The sequence below is a fragment of the Streptomyces sp. NRRL B-1347 genome, assembly GCF_000720325.1.
Taxonomy (GTDB): domain Bacteria; phylum Actinomycetota; class Actinomycetes; order Streptomycetales; family Streptomycetaceae; genus Streptomyces.
In genome coordinates this window covers 22189-41868 of record NZ_JOJM01000069.1, presented here as the reverse complement: position 1 = coordinate 41868, position 19680 = coordinate 22189, and the positions used below count along the sequence as shown (strand labels likewise).

Annotated in this window: 17 protein-coding genes; 7 read left to right on the top strand and 10 right to left on the bottom strand. The window is 73.1% G+C overall.

Annotated features, from left to right (window positions below; all coding sequences use genetic code 11):
• The first annotated feature begins 376 nt into the window (after positions 1-376).
• Positions 377-3676, top strand: coding sequence for a S8 family serine peptidase (locus IG74_RS0137165; protein ID WP_030686463.1), 3300 nt, complete (start codon positions 377-379; stop codon positions 3674-3676).
• Positions 3677-3778: 102 nt separating this feature from the next.
• On the opposite strand, the gene IG74_RS0137160 is transcribed toward IG74_RS0137165, so the two are convergent.
• The 3 genes from IG74_RS0137160 to IG74_RS0137150 form a co-directional block, all read right to left on the bottom strand.
• The gene (locus IG74_RS0137160; RefSeq protein WP_030686461.1) at positions 3779-5275 is read right to left on the bottom strand and encodes a M28 family metallopeptidase; all 1497 of its coding nucleotides are present in this window, start codon (positions 5273-5275) and stop codon (positions 3779-3781) included.
• Between the two features lie 158 nt (positions 5276-5433).
• Entirely contained in the window at positions 5434-6261 is an 828-nt protein-coding gene (locus tag IG74_RS0137155) for a hypothetical protein (protein ID WP_051856189.1), read from the bottom strand.
• Positions 6258-6806 (bottom strand): sigma-70 family RNA polymerase sigma factor, encoded by a 549-nt coding sequence (locus tag IG74_RS0137150; RefSeq protein WP_030686457.1) that lies wholly within the window; start codon positions 6804-6806, stop codon positions 6258-6260. Before IG74_RS0137150 ends, IG74_RS0137155 begins: the two co-directional genes overlap by 4 nt.
• A 187-nt stretch (positions 6807-6993) precedes the next feature.
• Between IG74_RS0137150 and IG74_RS54485 the strand changes: the two genes are divergently transcribed.
• The 3 genes from IG74_RS54485 to IG74_RS0137135 all read left to right on the top strand — a co-directional run bounded on the left by IG74_RS54485 (position 6994) and on the right by IG74_RS0137135 (position 10862).
• Entirely contained in the window at positions 6994-9006 is a 2013-nt protein-coding gene (locus IG74_RS54485; RefSeq protein ID WP_063761323.1) for a TerD family protein, read from the top strand.
• A gap of 159 nt (positions 9007-9165) precedes the next feature.
• Entirely contained in the window at positions 9166-10173 is a 1008-nt protein-coding gene (locus IG74_RS0137140) for an aspartate-semialdehyde dehydrogenase (protein ID WP_030686455.1), read from the top strand.
• Between the two features lie 173 nt (positions 10174-10346).
• Positions 10347-10862: a DUF1203 domain-containing protein gene (locus IG74_RS0137135; protein WP_030686454.1), complete on the top strand. Its 516-nt coding sequence runs from the start codon at positions 10347-10349 to the stop codon at positions 10860-10862.
• Positions 10863-10881: 19 nt separating this feature from the next.
• Here the strand turns inward: IG74_RS0137135 and IG74_RS0137130 are convergent, their stop codons facing one another.
• Entirely contained in the window at positions 10882-11766 is an 885-nt protein-coding gene (locus IG74_RS0137130) for a LysR family transcriptional regulator (RefSeq protein WP_030686452.1), read from the bottom strand.
• 125 nt (positions 11767-11891) lie between these two features.
• On the opposite strand from IG74_RS0137130, the gene IG74_RS0137125 reads away from it, so the two are divergent.
• The gene (locus IG74_RS0137125) at positions 11892-13088 is read left to right on the top strand and encodes an MFS transporter (RefSeq protein ID WP_420710006.1); all 1197 of its coding nucleotides are present in this window, start codon (positions 11892-11894) and stop codon (positions 13086-13088) included.
• On the opposite strand, the gene IG74_RS0137120 is transcribed toward IG74_RS0137125, so the two are convergent.
• Positions 13085-13522: an ATP-binding protein gene (locus IG74_RS0137120; RefSeq protein ID WP_030686450.1), complete on the bottom strand. Its 438-nt coding sequence runs from the start codon at positions 13520-13522 to the stop codon at positions 13085-13087. The two genes, IG74_RS0137125 and IG74_RS0137120, sit on opposite strands and share 4 nt — an antisense overlap.
• 234 nt (positions 13523-13756) lie before the next feature.
• On the opposite strand from IG74_RS0137120, the gene IG74_RS0137115 reads away from it, so the two are divergent.
• Positions 13757-14608 carry a helix-turn-helix domain-containing protein gene (locus IG74_RS0137115; RefSeq protein ID WP_030686449.1) on the top strand — a complete coding sequence of 284 codons (852 nt, stop codon included), beginning with the start codon at positions 13757-13759 and terminating at the stop codon, positions 14606-14608.
• Positions 14609-14617: 9 nt separating this feature from the next.
• The gene (locus IG74_RS0137110) at positions 14618-14821 is read left to right on the top strand and encodes a DUF397 domain-containing protein (RefSeq protein ID WP_030686448.1); all 204 of its coding nucleotides are present in this window, start codon (positions 14618-14620) and stop codon (positions 14819-14821) included.
• On the opposite strand, the gene IG74_RS0137105 is transcribed toward IG74_RS0137110, so the two are convergent.
• The 5 genes from IG74_RS0137105 to IG74_RS0137085 form a co-directional block, all read right to left on the bottom strand.
• Entirely contained in the window at positions 14818-16092 is a 1275-nt protein-coding gene (locus IG74_RS0137105; protein WP_030686446.1) for a flavin-dependent oxidoreductase, read from the bottom strand. The genes IG74_RS0137110 and IG74_RS0137105 overlap by 4 nt on opposite strands.
• Positions 16089-16868, bottom strand: a complete 780-nt coding sequence (locus tag IG74_RS0137100) for an ABC transporter ATP-binding protein (RefSeq protein ID WP_030686445.1) — start codon at positions 16866-16868, stop codon at positions 16089-16091. The genes IG74_RS0137105 and IG74_RS0137100 overlap by 4 nt, the downstream gene beginning before the upstream one ends.
• 129 nt (positions 16869-16997) lie before the next feature.
• A complete protein-coding gene (locus IG74_RS0137095) occupies positions 16998-17744 on the bottom strand; it encodes an ABC transporter permease (RefSeq protein ID WP_037826704.1) in 747 nt (248 codons plus the stop codon).
• Between the two features lie 26 nt (positions 17745-17770).
• A complete protein-coding gene (locus IG74_RS0137090; protein WP_078869383.1) occupies positions 17771-18619 on the bottom strand; it encodes an ABC transporter permease in 849 nt (282 codons plus the stop codon).
• Positions 18620-18629: 10 nt separating this feature from the next.
• Positions 18630-19649 carry an ABC transporter substrate-binding protein gene (locus IG74_RS0137085; RefSeq protein ID WP_030686438.1) on the bottom strand — a complete coding sequence of 340 codons (1020 nt, stop codon included), beginning with the start codon at positions 19647-19649 and terminating at the stop codon, positions 18630-18632.
• Between the last annotated feature and the right edge of the window lie 31 nt (positions 19650-19680).

The window sequence follows — 19680 nt, the reverse complement described above, 5'->3', positions numbered from 1 at the left end:
TTTCCACCCCAGCTGCCCCGCCCGGCCCCGACCTAGCGGCTTTCCCGCCGTCCTTCGGCGGACAGATTCAGCCCGTCCGGCGTTTGAGGACGAGGCGCGGAGCGCCGTAAAGCGGGGGGACGGGGGCGGCAGCCCCCGGAGTGGGAAGGGGCGGGTCTGGGGCGCCCCGCGAGGGGCGGTGGGGGCAAGTCCCGGTATGGGACGGGTTGTTCCGTGTGGCGTATGGCGGGAGTACGCCACCGGGCAACCCCGGGGCAGGCAGGCCTCCCCAAGAAGGCACCCCTTACGTAAAGCTGAGCGGTCATCCGGCCCCGATTTCCGGACCGCTTTGGCCACTTCGAACCTGACCACTTCGAATTCACGTACAGGGATGTAGATGACCCGCGAAGCACAGCACTCCACCGAGGACAGACCGGGCGCGAGACGCACCGCCCGCCTCGCCACCGCGATAGCCGTGGCCGCCGCCCTGACCGCGGCGGCCCCGCTCCCCCTGGCCTTCGCCGACGAAACCCCCGCCCCGGCCCCCAAGTCCGCCGCCGCCAAGCTCGGCGCGGCCGACGCGGAGCTGCTCGCGGACGCGAAGGCGGACGGCGACAAGACCGTCACGATGATGGTCGCGACCCAGCCGGGCGCGACCGAGCAGGTCGCGGAGCAGCTCGACGCCGTCGAGGGCGGCTCGGTGGGCCGCACGTACGACAAGCTCGGCTACGTCCGCGCCTCCGTGCCGACCGCGAAGGCCGACGCCGCGATCAAGGCGGCGAGCAAGCTCAGCACCGTGCACGGCATCGATCTGCGGCAGGAGATCGAGCTGGACGACCCGAAGCCGCAGAGCGCGAAGGGGGCCGAGCCCGTCGCGGGCGCCGACGCCTACCCCGCGCCCGGCAAGAGCACGCCCGCGAAGAACCCGTACAACCCGTCCTTCGAGACCGGTGCCGTGGACTTCGTGAAGGAGCACCCGAAGGCCGACGGCCGCGGCATCACGATCGGCGTCCTGGACTCGGGCGTCGACCTCGGGCACCCGGCGCTGCAGAAGACCACCACCGGCGAGCGCAAGATCACCGACTGGGTGACGGCCACCGACCCGATCGTCGACGGCGACGGCACCTGGCGGCGGATGACGAACCCGGTCAGCGGTCCGGCCTTCACGTGGGACGGGGACACGTGGAAGGCGCCTTCGGGGTCCTTCCAGATCAGCCGGTTCCGCGAGGCCGTCACCACCGGCGGCGACGCCAAGGGCGACCTCAACCGGGACGGCGACACGACCGACAGCTGGGGCGTCCTGTACGACCCGGCCGCCGGCACCGTCCGCGTCGACCTGAACGACAACAAGGACTTCACCGACGACAAGCCGATGAAGCCCTACGGCGACAAGCACCAGGTCGCCTACTTCGGCAAGGACGACCCGGCCACCGACGTCGCCGAGCGCGTGCCGTTCGTCGTGGAGATCCGCAAGGACGTCCCGACGGACCCGTACGGCGGCGACTGGGTCGGCAAGAAGGCCGACTTCGTGAACATCGGCCTCATCGAGTCCGAGCACGGCACGCACGTCGCGGGCATCACGGCCGCCAACAAGCTGTTCGGCGGCAAGATGAACGGCGCCGCGCCCGGCGCCAAGATCGTCTCGTCCCGCGCCTGCACCTGGTCCGGCGGCTGCACCAACGTGGCCCTGACCGAGGGCATGATCGACCTCGTCACCAAGCGCGGTGTCGACATCGTCAACATGTCCATCGGCGGCCTGCCCGCGCTCAACGACGGCAACAACGCCCGTGCCGAGCTGTACAAGCGGCTCATCGACACGTACGGCGTGCAGCTGGTCATCTCCGCGGGCAACGAGGGTCCCGGCGCCAACACCATCGGCGACCCCGGCCTCGCCGACCACGTGATCTCCGTGGGCGCGGCCATCTCCAAGGAGACCTGGGCCGCCAACTACGGCTCCGAGGTCGCGAAGAAGTATGCGATGTTCAACTTCTCCTCGCGCGGGCCGCGTGAGGACGGCGGCTTCCAGCCGCTGATCACCGCGCCGGGTTCGGCCATCAACACCACGCAGACCTGGCTGCCCGGCGGCCCGGTCGTCGAGGCGGGCTACAAGCTCCCGGCCGGCTACTCCATGCTGAACGGCACCTCGATGTCGTCGCCGCAGGCCGCGGGCTCCGCCGCGCTGCTGCTCAGCGCGGCCAAGCAGCAGCGGATCGACCTCACCCCGGCGAAGCTGCGCACCGCGCTGACCTCGTCCGCCGACCGCATCCCCGGCGTCCAGGCCTATGCACAGGGCACCGGCCGGATCGACGTCGTGGGTGCCTGGGACGCCATCAAGGGCGGCGCCAAGGCGCACGAGTACACCGTGAAGGCGCCCGTCGACACGGCCCTGGAGCAGGAGCTGAAGAAGCCCGGCACCGGCCTGTACGACCGTGAGGGCGGCCTGAAGGCGGGCGAGAAGAAGACCTACAAGGTCACCGTCACCCGGACCACGGGACCGCGCGGCCCGGTGCGGCACGAGCTGAAGTTCGCGAACAACCACGAGAAGACGTTCCGGCTCGTCGGCCCGTCCGAGATCCTGCTGGCCCGCGACAAGCCCGTCACCGTCAAGGTGGAGGCCAAGCCGAAGTCGGCCGGTGTCTCCAGCGCCCGCCTGACCGTGAACGACAAGCGCACGCGCGGCATCGACCACCAGATCATGACGACCGTGGTGGTCTCCAAGGAGCTCGCCAAGCCGAAGTTCACGTACCGGACCAAGGGTTCGGTGCAGCGCAACAGCACCGCGTCGCACTTCGTGACGGTCCCCAAGGGCACCAAGACCCTTGAGGTCGCCCTCGGCGGGCTCGCGGACAAGAGCCAGACGCGCTTCATCTCCGTGCACCCCTACGGCCTGCCGTCGGAGGAGACGTCCTCGCTCGTCTGCTACCCGAACTTCCCGAACCCGGACAACACCTGCCGTCCCGACCTGCGGTCGTACAAGGACCCGACGCCGGGCGTCTGGGAGATCGAGGTCGAGTCCCGCCGTACGTCGCCGGTGCTCGACAACCCGTACACGCTGGACGTGTCCGCGCTCGGCGTGTCCTTCGCCCCGGCGCCGCAGCGGGTGGACGAGGCCAAGGTCGGCACGACGACCCCGGTCACCTGGAAGGCGACGAACGACTACGCCGCGGTGGACGGCAAGCTGAAGGGCGGCTCGCTCGGCTCGGCCGTCACCGCGCGGCCCACGATCAAGCAGGGCCAGAAGCAGACCACGACGGTCGTGGTGCCCGAGGGCGCCGAGCGTCTGGACGCCGCGATCGGCGGCACCTCGGACGCCCGCGCGGACCTCGACCTCGCGGTCCTCAAGGACGGCCGGGTCGTCGGGCAGTCGGCGGACGGCGACTCGGACGAATCGGTGAGCATCGCCAAGCCCGCCCCGGGCACGTACACGATCGAGGTCGCGGGCTACTCCATCCCGTCGGGCCAGACCGCGTACGACTACCGTGACGTGTTCTTCTCCGCGTCGCTCGGCCAGGTCAAGGTCGACGAGGCCAAGCCGGTGAAGCTCGCCAACGGCGAGACCGCCACCGTCGCGGCGGAGCTCGTCGCGGGCGCGCCCGCCGCCTCCGGCCGGGTGCTCTTCGGCGAGGTGAACCTCCTGAACGCGCGCGGCACCGTCGCGGGCACCGGCACCGTGACCGTCGCGAAGGTCACCGAGTAGTCGGGCGGACACACGAAGAGGGGCGGGCACCTGGTCCAGGTGCCCGCCCCGTTCTCGTGGGTGCGGGAGTGCCGCGCCGGTGTGCGGGAGTGCCGCGCCGGGTCAGCGCTTGAGCGAGCCGAGGTCCTGCGCGTAGGTGCCGACCGCGTTGGCGATGACGTCGACGTTCACGTCGAAGATCTTGCGGTCGATGTTCTTCAGGGTGTCGCCCTTGCCGTGGTAGTTCGGGTCGTACGGCTGACCGGCCTTGCCGCCCGCCTTCGCCGCCTGGTCGGCGGTCTTGAGGCCCTCGGCGCCGGTGAAGGTGCCGCCCGCGGGGATGCCCTCGGCGATGAAGGGGCCGTAGTCGGAGCGGCCGTCGAAGTCGGTGCCCCAGTGCGGGACCTTCTTCTTGTCGAGGAAGCCGTTGATGAGCTTCTCGATCTGGGCGGAGCCCTTCGGTCCTGGACCGGAGCCGACGTTGTCGGAGTTGTCCCCGTCGTAGACCAGCTCGGCGCCGTTCGGCGAGCCGATCATGTCGAAGTTCAGGTACAGCTTGATGTTCTTCTTCTGCTTGGCCGTCAGCGTCTTCACGTAGTGGTCGGAGCCGAGCAGGCCGAGCTCCTCGGCGGACCACCAGGAGAAGCGGACCTTGTTGTTCAGCTTCTTGCCGCCGTTGGTCGCCTTGGCGAGCTTCTCGGCGACCTCGATCAGACCGGCCGAGCCGGAGCCGTTGTCGTTGATGCCCGGGCCCTCGGTCACGGAGTCCAGGTGGGCGCCGAGGCCGACGACGCGGTCGGCGCGGCCGCCGCGGGTCTCCGCGATGACGTTGCGGGTCTTGTGCGGGACGGCCTTGGTGGCGACGTCCAGGGAGACCTTCACCTCGCCCTGGGCGACCTGCTTGGCGAGCGCCTCGCCCTCGGCCAGGGTGATGCCCGCGGCCGGGATGTGCGCGTTGTCCGGGGTCTCCAGGTTGCCCTTGACGGGCTTGTCGCCGGAGTGGTTGTACAGGAGCAGGCCGATGGCGCCCGCCTTGGTCGCGGCGGCCTCCTTCTCGGCGAAGGTGCAGGAGCCGCGCTTCACCAGGGCGATCTTGCCGGTGAAGGTGTCGGACGCGTAGTCGTCGGCCTCGCAGCCGGGGGTGTCGTCGACGCGGGCGGCCGCGAGCGGCGCCTGGATGCCGCCCTCGGGCGTCGCCTTGCTGAAGTCGAAGGCCACGGCGTTGAGCTTGCGCGCCTCGGGCGACAGGACGGCCGCGCCCTCGCGCAGGGTCTCGGACTCGTAGAACGTGAAGTCCTGGTACGAGACCTTGTAACCGGCCTTCTTCAGGCGGTCGTGCACGTACGTGGTGGACGCCTTGTGGCCCTTGGTGCCCGCGGCCCGGTTGCCGCCGTTCTTGTCCGCTATCTCCTGGAACTTCTCCAGGTGGCGGTAGGCGCTCTTGCCGGAGGACTTCTCGACGAGCTTCTTGGCGAGCTTCTTCGCCTGCCGCTCCTGCGTGGTCGGGTGCGGCTTGTGGTCGCCCTGCGCGCCGGCCTGGGGTGCGGCGGCGAAGAGGACGGGGACGGCGACGGCCGCGGAGACGAGAGCGGCCGTCGCCCGGCTGCGGGGTGCGCGCACGGGGGTCCTTCCTGGGGGGTTCGGTGATCAGTTGCGACCCTTGCTGATCGCGGGTGATCATCAGTGATCGCGGTGGAAGGAAGTTAGCCCGGAAAAACCGCAGTTCAAAGGGTTTATCGCGGGGCGCAACACCGCCTTCACCCAACTGTCACCGGAACTCAGCACTCCAGTCCGCGCGATTCCAGCGCGGTCGCCCTCGGCAGCGCGGCGACGATCCACCCGCGCTCCGCCGCGATGTCCTTGCCCGTCGTCCAGATGTCCGGCGAGGCCTCGCCCTTGGGAATGCCGATCAGGGCGCGGTCGCCCGCCCGCAGGGGCGGGTCCGCGTTCACGTCCATCACGAACGTCACCTCGTCCGGCGCCTCGGCGGGCTTGTAGGAGCGGGACACGTCGAGGGTGATCCGGTCCTGGACGCCGCCCGGCAGCGTGTCCACGCTTCGGACGGTGCCCTCGACGATGAGCCGGGCGCAGGCGACGTAGCCCGCGCGCGACGGCTTGCCGTCCGCGTCCCGCTGGGCCGAGTCGTCGCCGGACTCCGGCCGCCCTGGCCCCGCCCCCGCGTCGGACGCCTTCGCGTTGTCGGCGCCCCCGGAGCCGAGGTCGGCCTGCGCGCCCAGCCACACCACGCCGCCGAGCAGGACCGCGGCGGCCGTGGCGGCGAGGGCGAGCATCCCGCGGCGCCGCCCGGACCCGCCGGGGCGCGGGCCGCGCACCGGCCGGGGCCGCGGCGGCGCCTCCTCCGGGCCGCGCGCCAGGGTGTCCCCCAGGGCCCGCAACTGCTCCCGCAGCGCCGCCACGTCCGCGACCGCCGCCGCGTGCTCGGCCAGGAACTCCTCGTCGGCGCGCGCCGCCTCGGGCACGGGCTCGTCCGTGACCGCCAGCATCAGCGCGTCGGCGCCGTCGTGCGGCCCGCCCGCGGCCTCGCCCCGCGCGGTGCGGCCGTCGTGGCCCTCGTGCTCGTCGTACTCGCCGTGCGCCACGGTCACACCACCTCTTCCTCGTGCAGCCGCGTGCGCAGCATCCGTACGGCCGTGTGCAGCCTGCTCTTGACCGTGCCCTCCGGGATGCCGAGCTCGGCGGCGATGTCCCGCACCGGCAGGTCCGCGTAGAAGCGAAGCACCACGACCTGCCGCTGGCCGTCCGGCAGTTCGTCCAGGCCCTTCGCCACGGCGAGCGACAGGACGCGCGACTCGGCGCCGTCCTCCTCGGGCCGCTCCGGGCGCAGCGCGGCGAGCCGCTCGCCGAGCCGCTCCTGGCGGCGCCGGGCCCGGTGCCAGTCCATGGCCCAGTTCGAGGCGACGACCGCCGCCCAGGCCGACACGTCGCGCGGGGCCCGGTCCCCCTTCGCCGCCCGCTCCAGGAGCCGCAGCCTGACCTGCTGCACCCCGTCCTGGAGTTCGCCGTACGGCACCCCGCCGAGCGACAGGACGGCCCGCACCCGGTCCTCCTGGGCCGGATCGAGCGGGTCCGCCTCCTCCGCCGGGCGGTCGGCCGCGTCGCGCGCCTGACGGCGCGGTTTTCCGCGCAGCAATGCCCCTCCCCCTCCTCCGTTTCCCCTACGACGCGGAAGCGGGCCGTTTCGTTCGGAGGATCGGGGAGTTGCCGGAGCGGGACGCGTCTGCGCAGGTCAACGACCTGGCAGGGGCGGCACATCCGGAACATCCTCCGCCACTTCTCCTCATCGACTTCACACCATCTTCACTGACACGATGAGCCCCATGACGCACATCTCCAAGGGGGCCAACACCCCTGTCCCGGTGGCTCCGTTGCGGGTCGCGGTCTGCCGCCTCCAGGTCCCCGGGGCGCCCGTCGTCGACGCCTCCGCGCTGCTCCTCGACGCGCGCGGCACGGTCCGGGGCGATGCCGACCTCGTCTTCTACAACCAGCCCGCGCACCCCTCGGGCGCGGTGCGGCACGCGGGCACGGCCGAGGGCGGCGGGCAGCTCGCCGAGTGGCTGGAGATAGACCTGCCGCGGATCGAGCCGGAGGTCCAGCGGGTGCTCGTGGCCGGGTCCTGCGACGGCGGCACGTTCGGCGCGGTGCCCGGCCTGTACGTGCAGGCCATGACCGGTGACGGCGGCGTCGTCGCGCACTACGCCGTCACCGACGCCGCCTCCGAGACGGCGTTCGTGCTCGGCGAGTTCTACCGGCGCGACGGGGGCTGGAAGTTCCGGGCGGTCGGGCAGGGCTACGCGTCCGGCCTCGCGGGCCTCGCGACGGACTTCGGCATCGCGGTGGAGCAGCCGGGGCCGCCCGCGGCGCCCGCGCCGACGCCGCCGCCTGCTCCTGTGGCACCGGCCGCGCCCCCGGCCCTCGGCCCCGAGTTCCACCCCTTCGCCCAGCAGGGCCACGGCAACGGCGTCGTCAGCGTCGACGCGCCGCTGCCGCCCGGCGCCACCGTGCTCGTCGAGGCGTGGCAGCGCGGCGACGGCTACTTCGGCGTGACCACGCTCAACCGCCGCAACAAGGACGACGACTACCTCTTCAACAGCACCCTGGACGACTTCCGGGGCCGCATGCTCGTCAAGGTCCCGCAGGGCCGCCCGCTGCGCCTGCGCGTGGAGGCCGACGGCGAGTGGGGCGTACGGGTCCTGCCGCTGTCGGCGGCGCGCCCGCTCGGCCCCGGCGCGCTCCAGGGCTACGGCCCCGAGGTGCTCGCGTACCTCGGCACGGCCGCCGACCTCGACGTGGACTTCGCGGGCGACGAGGACGGCGGCGGCTACATCGGCCTGAAGAGCTACGACGCCACCAGGCTGCGCGACCTCGACGACTACGACCTGCTCGTCAACGACACCGACCGGCTGCGCCAGACCGTGCCGCTCACCGACGGGCCGCTGCTGCTCGCCCTGGAGGCCGACGGCCCCTGGCAGCTGAGCGCGCGCCCGCTGCCGGTCGTCGACCAGGCCGTCGCGCAGGCGAGCGGGGTGTACACGGGGCGAGGACAGGCCACGGTCACGCTGGTCAACCCGGCCCCCGGCCGCCCGGCGCTGCTCGACTACGCGATCACGGGCGAGGACTCGTTCCTCGGCTACGAGGCGAAGCTGCTCGACGAGTACGACGACGAGGAGCAGTTCCTCAGCGCGCAGCACAACGGCGAGCGCGGCCGCACCCTGGTCTTCCGCGACGGCGCCGCGCAGCTGCGCCTCAAGCTGGCGGGCGCGGGCGACTGGAGCCTGCGGCTGCTGCCCGTCGAGCAGGCGCCGCCGCTGACCGGCCCCGCCGAGGGCACGGGCAGCGCGGTGTTCCGCTACGACGGGCCGCCCGCGCTGCTCGGCCTCGCCCGCACCGGCTCCGACGACGACCCCCTGAGCACCCGCACCGTCCAGGCGCACGGCCGCACGGTGATCTCCGCCGACACCTCGGGGCGCCGCAGACCCGTCACCGGGCCGCTGTGGGTCTCCCCCGCGGGCCACGCGTACGTCCTGGTCAGCGCGGGCGACCACACCGCGTGGCGGATCGAGCCGGTCCCGGTCACGAGCGCGCCCGCCGTCGGCAAGGGCGAGCGCGTCGACGGGCAGGGCTATGGAGTCGTACGTCACACCGGCACCGAAACCGAGATGATGCTCACGCACGAGGGCCGGGGCCTGATCGACCTCCTCGTGGTCTGGGAGCTCGACGAGCGGCTCGAACCGGTGCGGCGGATCAGCACCGCGGCGGGCCTCCAGCTGCTTCCCGGCGGCTACTTGCAGATCAGGACGAGCGGCCGCTGGGGCATCGAGCACCGGGGCTGAGGACCGGGCGGCGCCGGCCCGGCCGTCTCACCTGCTGGTCGGCGCCGCCCCGCCGCACGGTTGGGACCCCAATGAATTGGACAGGCGCCCTGGGGTCCCCCGCATGATGGGAAGGCTGAAAGCCAGCCGAGGCACGTGCCAGAACTTTAGGGAGTAGCCGTGAAGGTCGGAATCGTCGGAGCCACCGGTCAGGTCGGCACGGTCATGCGCAAGATCCTGATCGAGCGGAATTTCCCGGTCGACGAGCTGCGCCTGTTCGCCTCGGCCCGCTCCGCCGGGACCGTCGTCGACGGCGTGACGGTCGAGGACGCCTCGACCGCCGACTACACCGGCCTCGACATCGTGCTGTTCTCGGCGGGCGGCGCCACGTCCAAGGCCCTCGCCGAGAAGGTCGCCGCGCAGGGCGCCGTCGTGATCGACAACTCCTCGGCCTGGCGCCGCCACCCCGAGGTGCCGCTGGTCGTCTCCGAGGTGAACCCGCACGCGATCGCGGACCGCCCCAAGGGCATCATCGCCAACCCGAACTGCACCACCATGGCCGCGATGCCCGTCCTCAAGCCGCTGCACGTGGAGGCCGGGCTCACCTCGCTGGTCGTCGCCACCTACCAGGCGGTCTCCGGCTCCGGCGTCGCGGGCGTCGAGGAGCTGTACGGGCAGATCGCCAAGGTCGGCGCCGACGCCCCGAAGCTCGCCCACGACGGCTCGGCCGTGGACTTCCCCGCGCCCGACAAGTACGTGGCCCCCATCGCGTACAACGTCCTGCCGATGGCGGGCTCCGTCGTAGACGACGGTCTGAACGAGACCGACGAGGAGCAGAAGCTCCGCCACGAGTCCCGCAAGATCCTGGAGATCCCCGGCCTCAAGGTCTCCGGCACGTGCGTGCGCGTGCCCGTCTTCACCGGCCACTCCCTCCAGGTCAACGCCCGCTTCGAGCGGCCGATCAGCCCCGAGCGCGCCCTGGAGATCCTCTCCGGCGCGGAGGGCGTCGTCGTGACCGACGTTCCCACCCCGCTGGTCGCGGCGGGCCGCGACGAGTCCTTCGTCGGCCGTATCCGCCGTGACGAGACCGTCGAGAACGGGCTCGCGTTCTTCATCTCCGACGACAACCTCCGCAAGGGCGCCGCGCTGAACGCCGTACAGATCGCTGAGCTGGTCGCGAGGTCCTGACCGGACAGCTGAACCGGCCCCACCCGCCCGTCGGCGTCCCGCCGGTCCGAGCACCGCGCTGTCACGCTTGTCCTCAAACGCCGGACGGGCTGGACGGGGTGCGCGGGCGGGTGGGAAGTCGGTGTCCGAAAGGCGCCAGCGCAGGGGGTGCCCAGGGAGGCAGGGTGGGGTGCATGAGCACCCTGTACACACCGCTGCCCATCCAGCCCGAGGCGTTGGCGCAGCTGCGCGAGCGGGACGACGCGGGCCGCGCCTGCGTGCCGTACGTCGACGAGGAGGGCGGCAGCCCCCTGCGCTGCTGCCTGCGCCCGATCCGCCCGGGCGAACGCGTCGCCCTCGTCGCCTACGCGCCCCTCCGCCGCTGGGCGGCCCGGACCGGTGCCCGGCCGGGCGCGTACGACGAGCAGGGCCCCGTGTTCATCCACGCGGAGCCGTGCGAAGGCCCGGCGGGAGGGGCCGACGGCCGCTACCCGTTCGCGCGCGCGGGAGCGCTGCGCGCCTTCCGCCGCTACGACGCCCGCGGTCACATCGTCGGCGGCCGCCTCCTGGAGGTTCCCGAGGACTCGACGGCGGGCTTCGACGCGGCCTTCGAGGAGGCGTTCGCCGACCCGGAGGTCACCCAGGTGCACGTCCGTGCCGTGGAGTACGGCTGCTTCCAGTTCGTGGTGCACCGCCCCGAAGCCGCGTGACCGCGAGGCGGCGCGGGGGTCACGCCGCGGGCACCAGGGCGGTGGCCTCGGTCACCGCCCGCGCGAACGCCCGCACCCGCTCCGTCTCGCCGTCCCGGTGCCAGACCATGCCGAGCACCGAGTCGGGCACCCCGTCCACCGGCACGAAGACGACGTCCTCGCGGCCGTGATACGCGGCCGTGGGCCGGCACAGCAGCATCGCGCCCCGGTCGGCGGCGACCAGAGTGAGGCCCTCCTGGAGGGTCCGGACGGCGGGCGCGGGCAGGTCCGAGGGAGCGTGGGCCTCGCGCCAGTAGGCGGGGGCGGGCGGCCCGGCCGCGATGAGGGGCGTGCCGCGCAGCTCGGCGGCGGCGAGCCGGTCCCGCCCCGCGAAGGGATGCCGTACCGACACGGCGACCGTCTGCTGCTGCCGGGAGAAGAGCGGGCCGAGGACGAGGTCCGGCTCGGCCACCGGCAGGAGCACGATCGCCGTGTCCACCTCGCCCTGGCGCACCGCGCCGAACGGGTCCGCGAAGGGCACCTCCGCGATCTCCGTGACACAGGCCGGGTGCCGCTTCTGGAAGGTGGTGATGGCCTCCATGAGCCGGGCGTCCGCCGTGCCCTGGAAGCCGATGCGAAGGCGCCCCTCCACCCCCCGCGCGGCCTCCTTCGCCCGGTCGACGACGGCGGCCAACTCCCCGTAGGCGGGACGCAGTTCCGCACGGAAACGCTCGCCGAGCGGGGTCAGCCGCACCCGGCGGCTAGTACGCTCCACGAGCCGGGCCCCGATCCGCTGCTCCAGCGCGGCGAGCAGCTGGCTGACCCGGCTCTGCGAGACGTACAGCCGTTCCCCCGCCCGCCCGAAGTGCAGCTCGTCGGCCAGTACGAGGAAGCACTCGAGTTCCCGTATCTCCACTCCGCCCACCGCCGCCAGCTCCCGCCCACGCTCGTTCGTCCCGGGATCGATCAGTCCCGCTCATTCAAGGATGAGATCTTCGGCGTTGTTCCCGGCCGTCGGCCGGGCGTTGGCTGGTGCCCATGGAAACGCCCGTGGAAACGCCCACTGAAACCCCGACCCAGACCCCCCACCTGGACGCGCGGCGGCGGGCCCTGCCGCTGTCCGTCGTCGCCGTCGCGGCCGCCACCTTCTCCGTCGTGACGACGGAGATGCTGCCCGTTGGCCTGCTCACCTCGCTCGGCGCGGGCCTCGGCGTCTCCGACGGCACGGCGGGCCTGACCGTCACCCTGCCCGGCGTCGTCGCGGCGCTCGCCGCGCTGCTGCTCCCGGTCGCGGTGCGCGGCGCGGACCGCCGGGCCGTGCTGTGCGGCCTGATGCTCCTCCTGGGCGCCGCGAACCTGCTGTCGGCCCTGGCGCCGTCCTTCGAGGTGCTGCTCGCCGCGCGGATCGTGGTCGGCCTCTGCATCGGCGGGGTGTGGGCCGTCGCCGCCTCGCTCGCGGTGCGCCTGGTGCGGGCCGAGTCCGTCGGCCGGGCCACCGCCGTGATCTTCAGCGGCATAGCCGTGGCGTCGGTCCTCGGCGTGCCCGCGGGCACCTTCCTCGGGGAGCTCGCCAGCTGGCGCTGGGCGTTCGGCGCGGTGGCCGCGCTCGGCCTGGGCGTGGCCGCGCTGCTGGCCGTGGTGCTCCCGGCGCTGCCGCCGAGCGAGCCGGTGCGCCTCGGCGTCTTCCCCGGCCTGCTGCGCCTGCCCCGGCTGCGCGTCGGCCTGATCGCGGTGGCGCTCCTGGTCGTCGGCCACTTCGCCGCGTACACGTACGTCCGTCCGGTCCTGGAGCGGGTGCCGGACGTGGGCGCGGGCCTGATCAGCGGTCTGCTCCTGTGCTACGGCGTCGCGGGCATCGCGGGCAACTTCCTGGGCGGCACGTTCGCGGCCCGCGACCCGCGCCGCGCGCTGCTGCTGATCTCCGCCGCCCTTGCGGCCGTGGTGCTGCTCCTGGTCCCGGCGGGCTCGTCCCTGCCGGTGACCGTCGCCCTGCTCGTCGCCTGGGGCCTCGCGTACGGCGGTGTCTCCGTCTCCTCCCAGAACTGGGTGATGGCCGCCGCCCCCCAGGCCCGCGAGGCCGCGTCCGCGCTCTTCGCCGGGATCTTCAACGTGGCGATCGCCCTGGGCGCCCTGCTCGGCGGCCGGGTCGCCGACGGCCTGGGCGCGACGGACGTCCTGTGGCTCGGCGGCGGCCTCGCGGTGCTGGCCCTGGGGGTGGTGGCGACGGCGGGGCGGAGCAGGACCTAGGCGGCCGCGCCGAGTTCGCACCACACGTATTTGCCGGCGTCGCCCTCCTTCGGCAGCGGGTGCCAGCCCCAGGTGTCGGAGCAGCAGCGGATCAGGTCGAGGCCCCGGCCGTCCTCGAGTTCGAGGGGGGCCGGGCGCGGGGTCGGGGCGGGCGGCGTGGGGTCGGCGTCCCAGGCGCCGATGCGCAGGACCCCGTCGGCCCACAGGAGGCGGAAGGAGACGGGGCCCTTGGTGTGGCGCACGGCGTTGGAGACCAGCTCGGTCGCCAGGAGTTCCGCCACGTCGACGACGCCGCCGAGGCCGTGCACGGAGAGGATCACGCGGAGCGTATGGCGACACACAGTGACCGCGCAGAGCTCGCGCGGAATATGGAGGGTGTACTCCCAGGGCTCGGCCCCGGGAAAGGGTTCAGGTTTGCTGCCGTCCTCGGACATACGCGAACTCCCTTTAGGGTCTGAGGAGTTGCATCACGCAACGGACTCCGGGCGGTTGCGGATCACCCCGTCGTGGCGTGAGGGGACGACCCGCCTCCGGAACTCCCATCGTCTCGCAGCGTGAGCGACACATCACTGACGGTAGGCCTGAAAATTATGACCTCGCAAGCCGTTCGCGTAATCTGACACCCGAACGAGGAACCCCGCAGGGCGAGTTGGACCAAGGAGCCGATGATGGCGACGAGGCGTAACCCCACCGCGCGGCAGGTGCGCCTGGGGGTCGAGCTGCGCAGGATGCGGGACGCGGCCGGGCTCAAGGCCACCGAGGCCGCGGCCCTGCTGGGGGTGAGCTCCGTCCAGATGAGCCAGATCGAGGCCGGGGTCGCGGGTGTGAGCGAGGAGCGGGTCCGCCGCCTCGCGGCCAACTACGCCTGCACGGACGGCGGTTTGGTCGAAGCCCTCGTCGCCATGGCCACGGACCGGACCCAGGGCTGGTGGGAGGAGTACCAGGGCGTGCTGCCGCAGACGTTCCTTGACCTCGCCGAGCTGGAGCACCACGCCAGGTTCCTGCGCGAGGTCGTCATCACCCACGTGCCGGGCCTGTTCCAGACCCCGGACTACGCCCGCGCGGTCTTCTCGTACATGAACCCCGAACTGCCGGTGAGCGCCCTCGAACCGCGGGTGGAGCACCGGATGCGGCGGCGCGGGGCCGTCGAGGGCGACGCCCCCACTCCGTACGAGGCCGTGGTCCACGAGTTCGCGCTGCGCGTCCGGGTGGCCGACCGCCGGGTCGCCCGCGCCCAGCTCCTGCAACTGCTCGACCTGTCCGAGCTGCACGGCGTCAGCGTGCGGGTGATCCCGGTCGACCAGGACGGCTTCGCCGGTGCCGGGGCCTCGATGATGTACTGCGGCGGTCCGGTGCCCAAGCTGGACACCGCGATCCGCGACGCACCCGTGAACAAGCGGCAGATCGACGCCGACGCCCAGCTGCGGCGGCTGCGGACCCTGCTCCGGATGGTGGAGACGGCGTCGCTCGCCCCGACGCAGTCGCGGGAGTTCATCCACCGCGTGGCGAAGGAAGTGTGAGGCAGCGACATGACCGAGGCGACGAGCTGGCAGAAGTCCGGCTTCTCCGACGGCAGCGACGGCGACGCCTGTGTGGAGGTGGCCGCCGCCCCCGGCGCGATCAGGATCCGGGAGAGCGACGAGCCCGGCGTCGAACTCACCACGAGCCGGGCCGCGTTGGCCGCCTTGATCCGCGACCTCAAGGGCCGCGTCGACCCGCCGGGCAGGACCTAGCCCACACCCCACGACCCCCTCCCGTTGAGCTCCGCCACGTCCGTGCCCGTCGTCCAGCGGTACGCGGCCTCCAGTTCGCCGAGCTCCGCCGGGGTCAGGACGTCCTCCACCCGCTCGAAGCCGTCGGGGGCGCGCTCGGCGACCGCCGCGAGGAAGCGGTCGGCGGGCATCTCGCGGTTGGCGAGGACCAGGGCGGCGGTGGCCTCGCGGCGGATCTCCTCGTACGCCCTCAGGCCCGCGACCCGGTCGGGGCCCGTCAGGGCCAGACAGCGGGCCAGGACGCGGGCGTCCAGGATGGCCTGGGAGCCGCCGTTGGAGCCGACGGGGTACATGGGGTGCGCGGCGTCGCCGAGGAGCGTGACGGGCCCCTTGCCCCACCACGGCAGCGGCTCCCGGTCGACCATCGGGTACTCCAGGATGCGGCGGGTCGCGGCGAACAGGGCGGGCACGTCCAGGTCGCCGATGCGCCAGCCCGCGTAGTGCGGCAGGACGTCGGAGAGGCGGCCGCCCCGGTTCCAGTCGGCCGATCCCGGTCCGCCGCCGGGCTCCGGCGGGAAGCGGACCTCCGCCACCCAGTTGAGCAGGGCCCGGCCGCGCAGCTCGGCCTCCCGCGCGATGGGGTAGACCACCAGCTTCGCCTGGGCGTTGCTGCCCGCGACGGCGACCGTGCGGCCGCCGAGGACCGGGTGCCACTCCGTGACGCCGCGCCACATGCGTATGCCGTTCCAGCGCGGCGGGCCCTCGCCGGGGTGCAGCCGGGAGCGGACCGCCGAGTAGAGGCCGTCGGCGCCGACGAGGGCCCGCACCCGCACCGCGTGCTCGCGCCCGCGCGCCACGTCCCGCAGCACGACCCGCAGCGCGTTCCCGTCCTCCATGAAGCGGACGAACGCCGTGCCGGTGACCACGGCCCGGTCGCCGAGCCGCTGCCGCACCGCGTCGAGCAGCAGCATCTGGAGGGAGCCGCGGTGGATGGAGTACTGCGGCCAGTGGTAGCCGACCGCGAGCCCGCGCGGCTCGCCCCAGATGCGGTTGCCGTGCCGGTCGTAGTGGACCATCTCGGCCGTCTGCACGCCGGTCGCGGCGAGCATGTCGCCGAGGCCCAGCTCGGTCAGCTCCCGTACGGCGTGCGGGAGGAGGTTGATGCCGACGCCGACGGGCCGCAGCACGTCGACCGGCTCGACGACGCGCACGTCGATGCCCGCCGCGTGCAGGCTCAGCGCGGCGGTGAGGCCGCCGATGCCCGCGCCCGCGATCAGTACGTCCACGGTCATGGCCGCCGCACCGCCCGTCCGACCTCGGCCCGCAGCTTCACGAACTCGGGCAGGCCGCGGGTGCCGATCTGGTCCCGCGGCGCGGGCAGTTCGACCCGCAGCTCGCTGTGGACGCGGCCCGGGGCGCCGGTGAGGACGACGACGCGGTCGCCGACGTACACGCTCTCGTCGATGTCGTGGGTGACCAGGAGGATGGTCATGCGCCCGGGTGCCGCCCCGCCGCCCTCCGTCCGGCCGCCCCGCACGGCGAGGAGCAGGTCCTCCAGGTCCTCCCTGGTCTGCGCGTCCACCGAGCCGAACGGCTCGTCCATGAGCAGCAGCGCGGGCCGGTACGCCAGGGCCCGGGCGATGGCGACGCGCTGCTGCATGCCGCCGGACAGCTGCCAGGGGTACTTGGCCGCCGTGTCCGCGAGGCCGACCTGGGCGAGCGCGTCCCGCGCGCGGGCGCGGCGGGCCGTGCGGTCGAGGCCGCGGCGGCGCAGCGGAAGCGCCACGTTGTCGCGGACGGTCAGCCAGGGGAAGAGCGAGCGCGTGTAGTCCTGGAAGACGACCGCCAGGTCGTCCGGTACGGCGCCCTCGACGGCCCGGCCGCCGACCGTGATCCGGCCCGCGCTCGGCCGTTGGAGGCCCGCGACGCACCGCAGCAGCGTGGACTTGCCGCACCCCGAGGGGCCGACGATGCTCACCAGTTCGCCCCGGTCCACGAAGAGTTCGACGCCGTCGACCGCCTGCTGCCCGTCGTCGTAGCGATGACTGAGCCCCGTGATGTCCAACATCCCCTGTCCCCCTGTGCCCGTGGAGCCAACTACCGCGTGGTCTATGTGAATTGAGTGCTCACGTGCTTCGGTCGTTCCCTCCGCGCCGGGTGAACCGGTTGCACGGGGAACGGCGGGCGCCCCCATGCCCTAGGTGTGCCCGCGCCTGGCGCCCCGGTGCCAGGCGAGCGCTCTCCGCTCGACCAGGAGGAAGAGTCCGTTCAGTACGCAGCCGACGGCCCCGAGCTGCAGGATCACCGCCCACATCCGGTCGGGGCGGAACTCCCGCTCGGCCGCGTTGAGCCGGGCGCCGACCCCGTCGCCCGATCCCATCAGCTCGGCGATGACCATCAGGATCAGCGCGAAGCCGAGCGCGACGCGCAGCCCCGCGAAGATCTTCGGCGCGGCGGCGGGCAGCACCACGTACCGCAGCCGCGCGGCCCGGCCCAGGCCGAAGACCCGGGCCGAGTCCAGCTGCACCGGCTCCACGGACCGCACGCCGTCGACGGTGTTGAGGAGCACCGGCCACACGACGCCGAACACGACGGTCGCCAGCTGCATGGACGTGCCGAGCCCGAAGACGACCATGAAGAGCGGGATGAGCGTGGGCGGCGGCACGGCCCGGCCGAACTGGAGCACGGGTTCGAGCAGATGACGCGCCACCCGCGAGAGCCCGACCCCCACCCCCAAGGCCACCCCCACCACCCCGGCGACGGCCCACCCCAGCAGCAACAGCTCAAGGCTCCGCCCGAGCTCACCGAGCCCCGGTTCGCTCGCCATGACCCGCACGATGCGACCGGGCGGCGGAAAGTAGAGGTCCTCGGCCCGCCGAGCGGCCACTTCCCAGACGAGCACCAGCAGCACGAGCAGCCAGCCGCGCAGCACGAGGAAGCGCACGGTTCGCCGAACGCGGCGGCCGGCCATCATTCAGCCCGTCCGGCGTTCGAGGACGAGCGCGCCACATAGGCACTGTGGGGAAAGGCCAGCTGCCCCAAAGCCACGAGCACCCCGTTGGTCACCACCCCCAGGGCCCCCGCCCACACCGCCCCCGCCACCATCAGATCGGGCCGCCCGCCCCCGGACTGCGACTGGAGCAGATACACCCCGAGCCCCGAGTCGCCCCCGGCCCGAAGCTCCGCGCTGACCGCCACGATCAGCCCCACGGACGCGGCGATCCGCACCCCGGTGAGCACGAAGGGGCCCGCGCTGGGCAGGGACACCCGCAAGAGGACGGACAGCGGCCCGAAGCCGAAGGACCGCAGGGTCTCCTTGGCGACGGGGTCGACGTCCCGCAGCCCGTACAGGGTGTTGAGGAGGATGGGCCACAGCGCGGCGTAGCACACGAGGGACCGCTCGACCCGTACCGGCTCGGCGAACACGAGGATCGCGAGCGGGATGAGCGCGACGGACGGCACGGGCCTGGCCAGCTCGACGACGGCGAGGCTCGCGGCGTCCAGCCGGGGCAGCGAGCCGAGGAGCAGCCCGGCGGGCACCGCGAGGGCGACGGCGAGGGCGAGCCCGCCGAGCCAGGCGGAGACGGTGGTGCCCAGATGGCCGAGGAAGCCGTCGTCGACGGCCATCTCGGCGGCGCGGGCGAGCACGGAGGTGGCGGGCGGCAGCGCCTCGCCGTCGAAGACGCCGGTACGGGCGAGGAGTTCGAGGACGAGCACGGCCCCGCCCGCGCCGAGCGCGCCGAGCAGGGCCCGCCCCCACCGCCGGGAGACGAGCGTCCCCCGGCCTGTCCCGGGACCGAAGCGCGCCGCGCTCTTCACCGCATCGCCCTCACGGCCCCGTGCGCACGAGGAGCGGCTCGACGTCGATGGTCCGCCGCAGATAGCCGAACTCCCGCATCAGCTCCACCACCCGGCGAAGGCGTGCCGGGTCCAGGGCCACCGGATAGCCGCCCAGGTGGAGCTGGGCGGCCTGATCGGGCGTGATCTTGGTGTAGCCGGGGAGCGTGCGGACGACCGTCGCGCGGTTGGCGGCCTGCTTCTGGGCGCGGGCCATGGCCCGCTGGAAGGCCTCGACGGTCTTCGGGTGCTTCGCGGCGAACCGCGCGGTGGTCGCGTACCCCGCGATCGGGAAGCCCGCGGTCGGCGGCCTGCCGAGGTCGGCGACGACGCGGCCGGTGCCGGACTCCTCGATCGCGCTGACGAACGGCTCCGCGGCCTGCACGGCGTCGACGCTGCCCGACTTCAGGGCGGTCTCCATGTTCGGCATGTCGACCTCGGCGAAGTCCGCGTCCTCGTCGAACTCGGCGCCCTCGGCCTTGGCGGCCTTCTGGACGAGCAGGGAGCTGATGTTCCGCTTGGTGTTGACGCCGATCTTCTTGCCTTCGAGGTCCTTCAGGCTCTTGACCGACGAACCCTTGCGCACCAGCACGGCGTGGGTCTTGGGCGCGGAGGCGAAGGCGTCGGCGACGATCCGCACGTCCAGGGCCTTGTTGGCGTGTGCGAGGAAGTACGAGACGTAGTTGCCGAAGGAGATGTCGAGGGCGCCCGCGCGGAGCCTGCTGACCGACTCGGCGCCGCCTTGGAGCGTGGTCGTGCGGACCGTGAGCCCCTCCGCCTTGAAGAAGCCCTTGGCCATCGCGAGCTGCAGCGGAGCGGTGTCCGCCACGGGCATCGTGCCGACGGTGATCGTGGCCTTCTCCAGGCCGTCGCCGTCCGCCGTGCCGCCGCCGTCGTCGCCTCCGGAGCCGCCGCAGCCCGCCGTGGCGAGCAGCAGGGCCAGGGCCGCCGCCGGGGCCAGGACCGCGCGCGGTGACGTCCCGCGTAACCGGCCCCGTACTCCCCGTGCCATATACACCTGCTTCCGCCCGTGTCCGCCACCG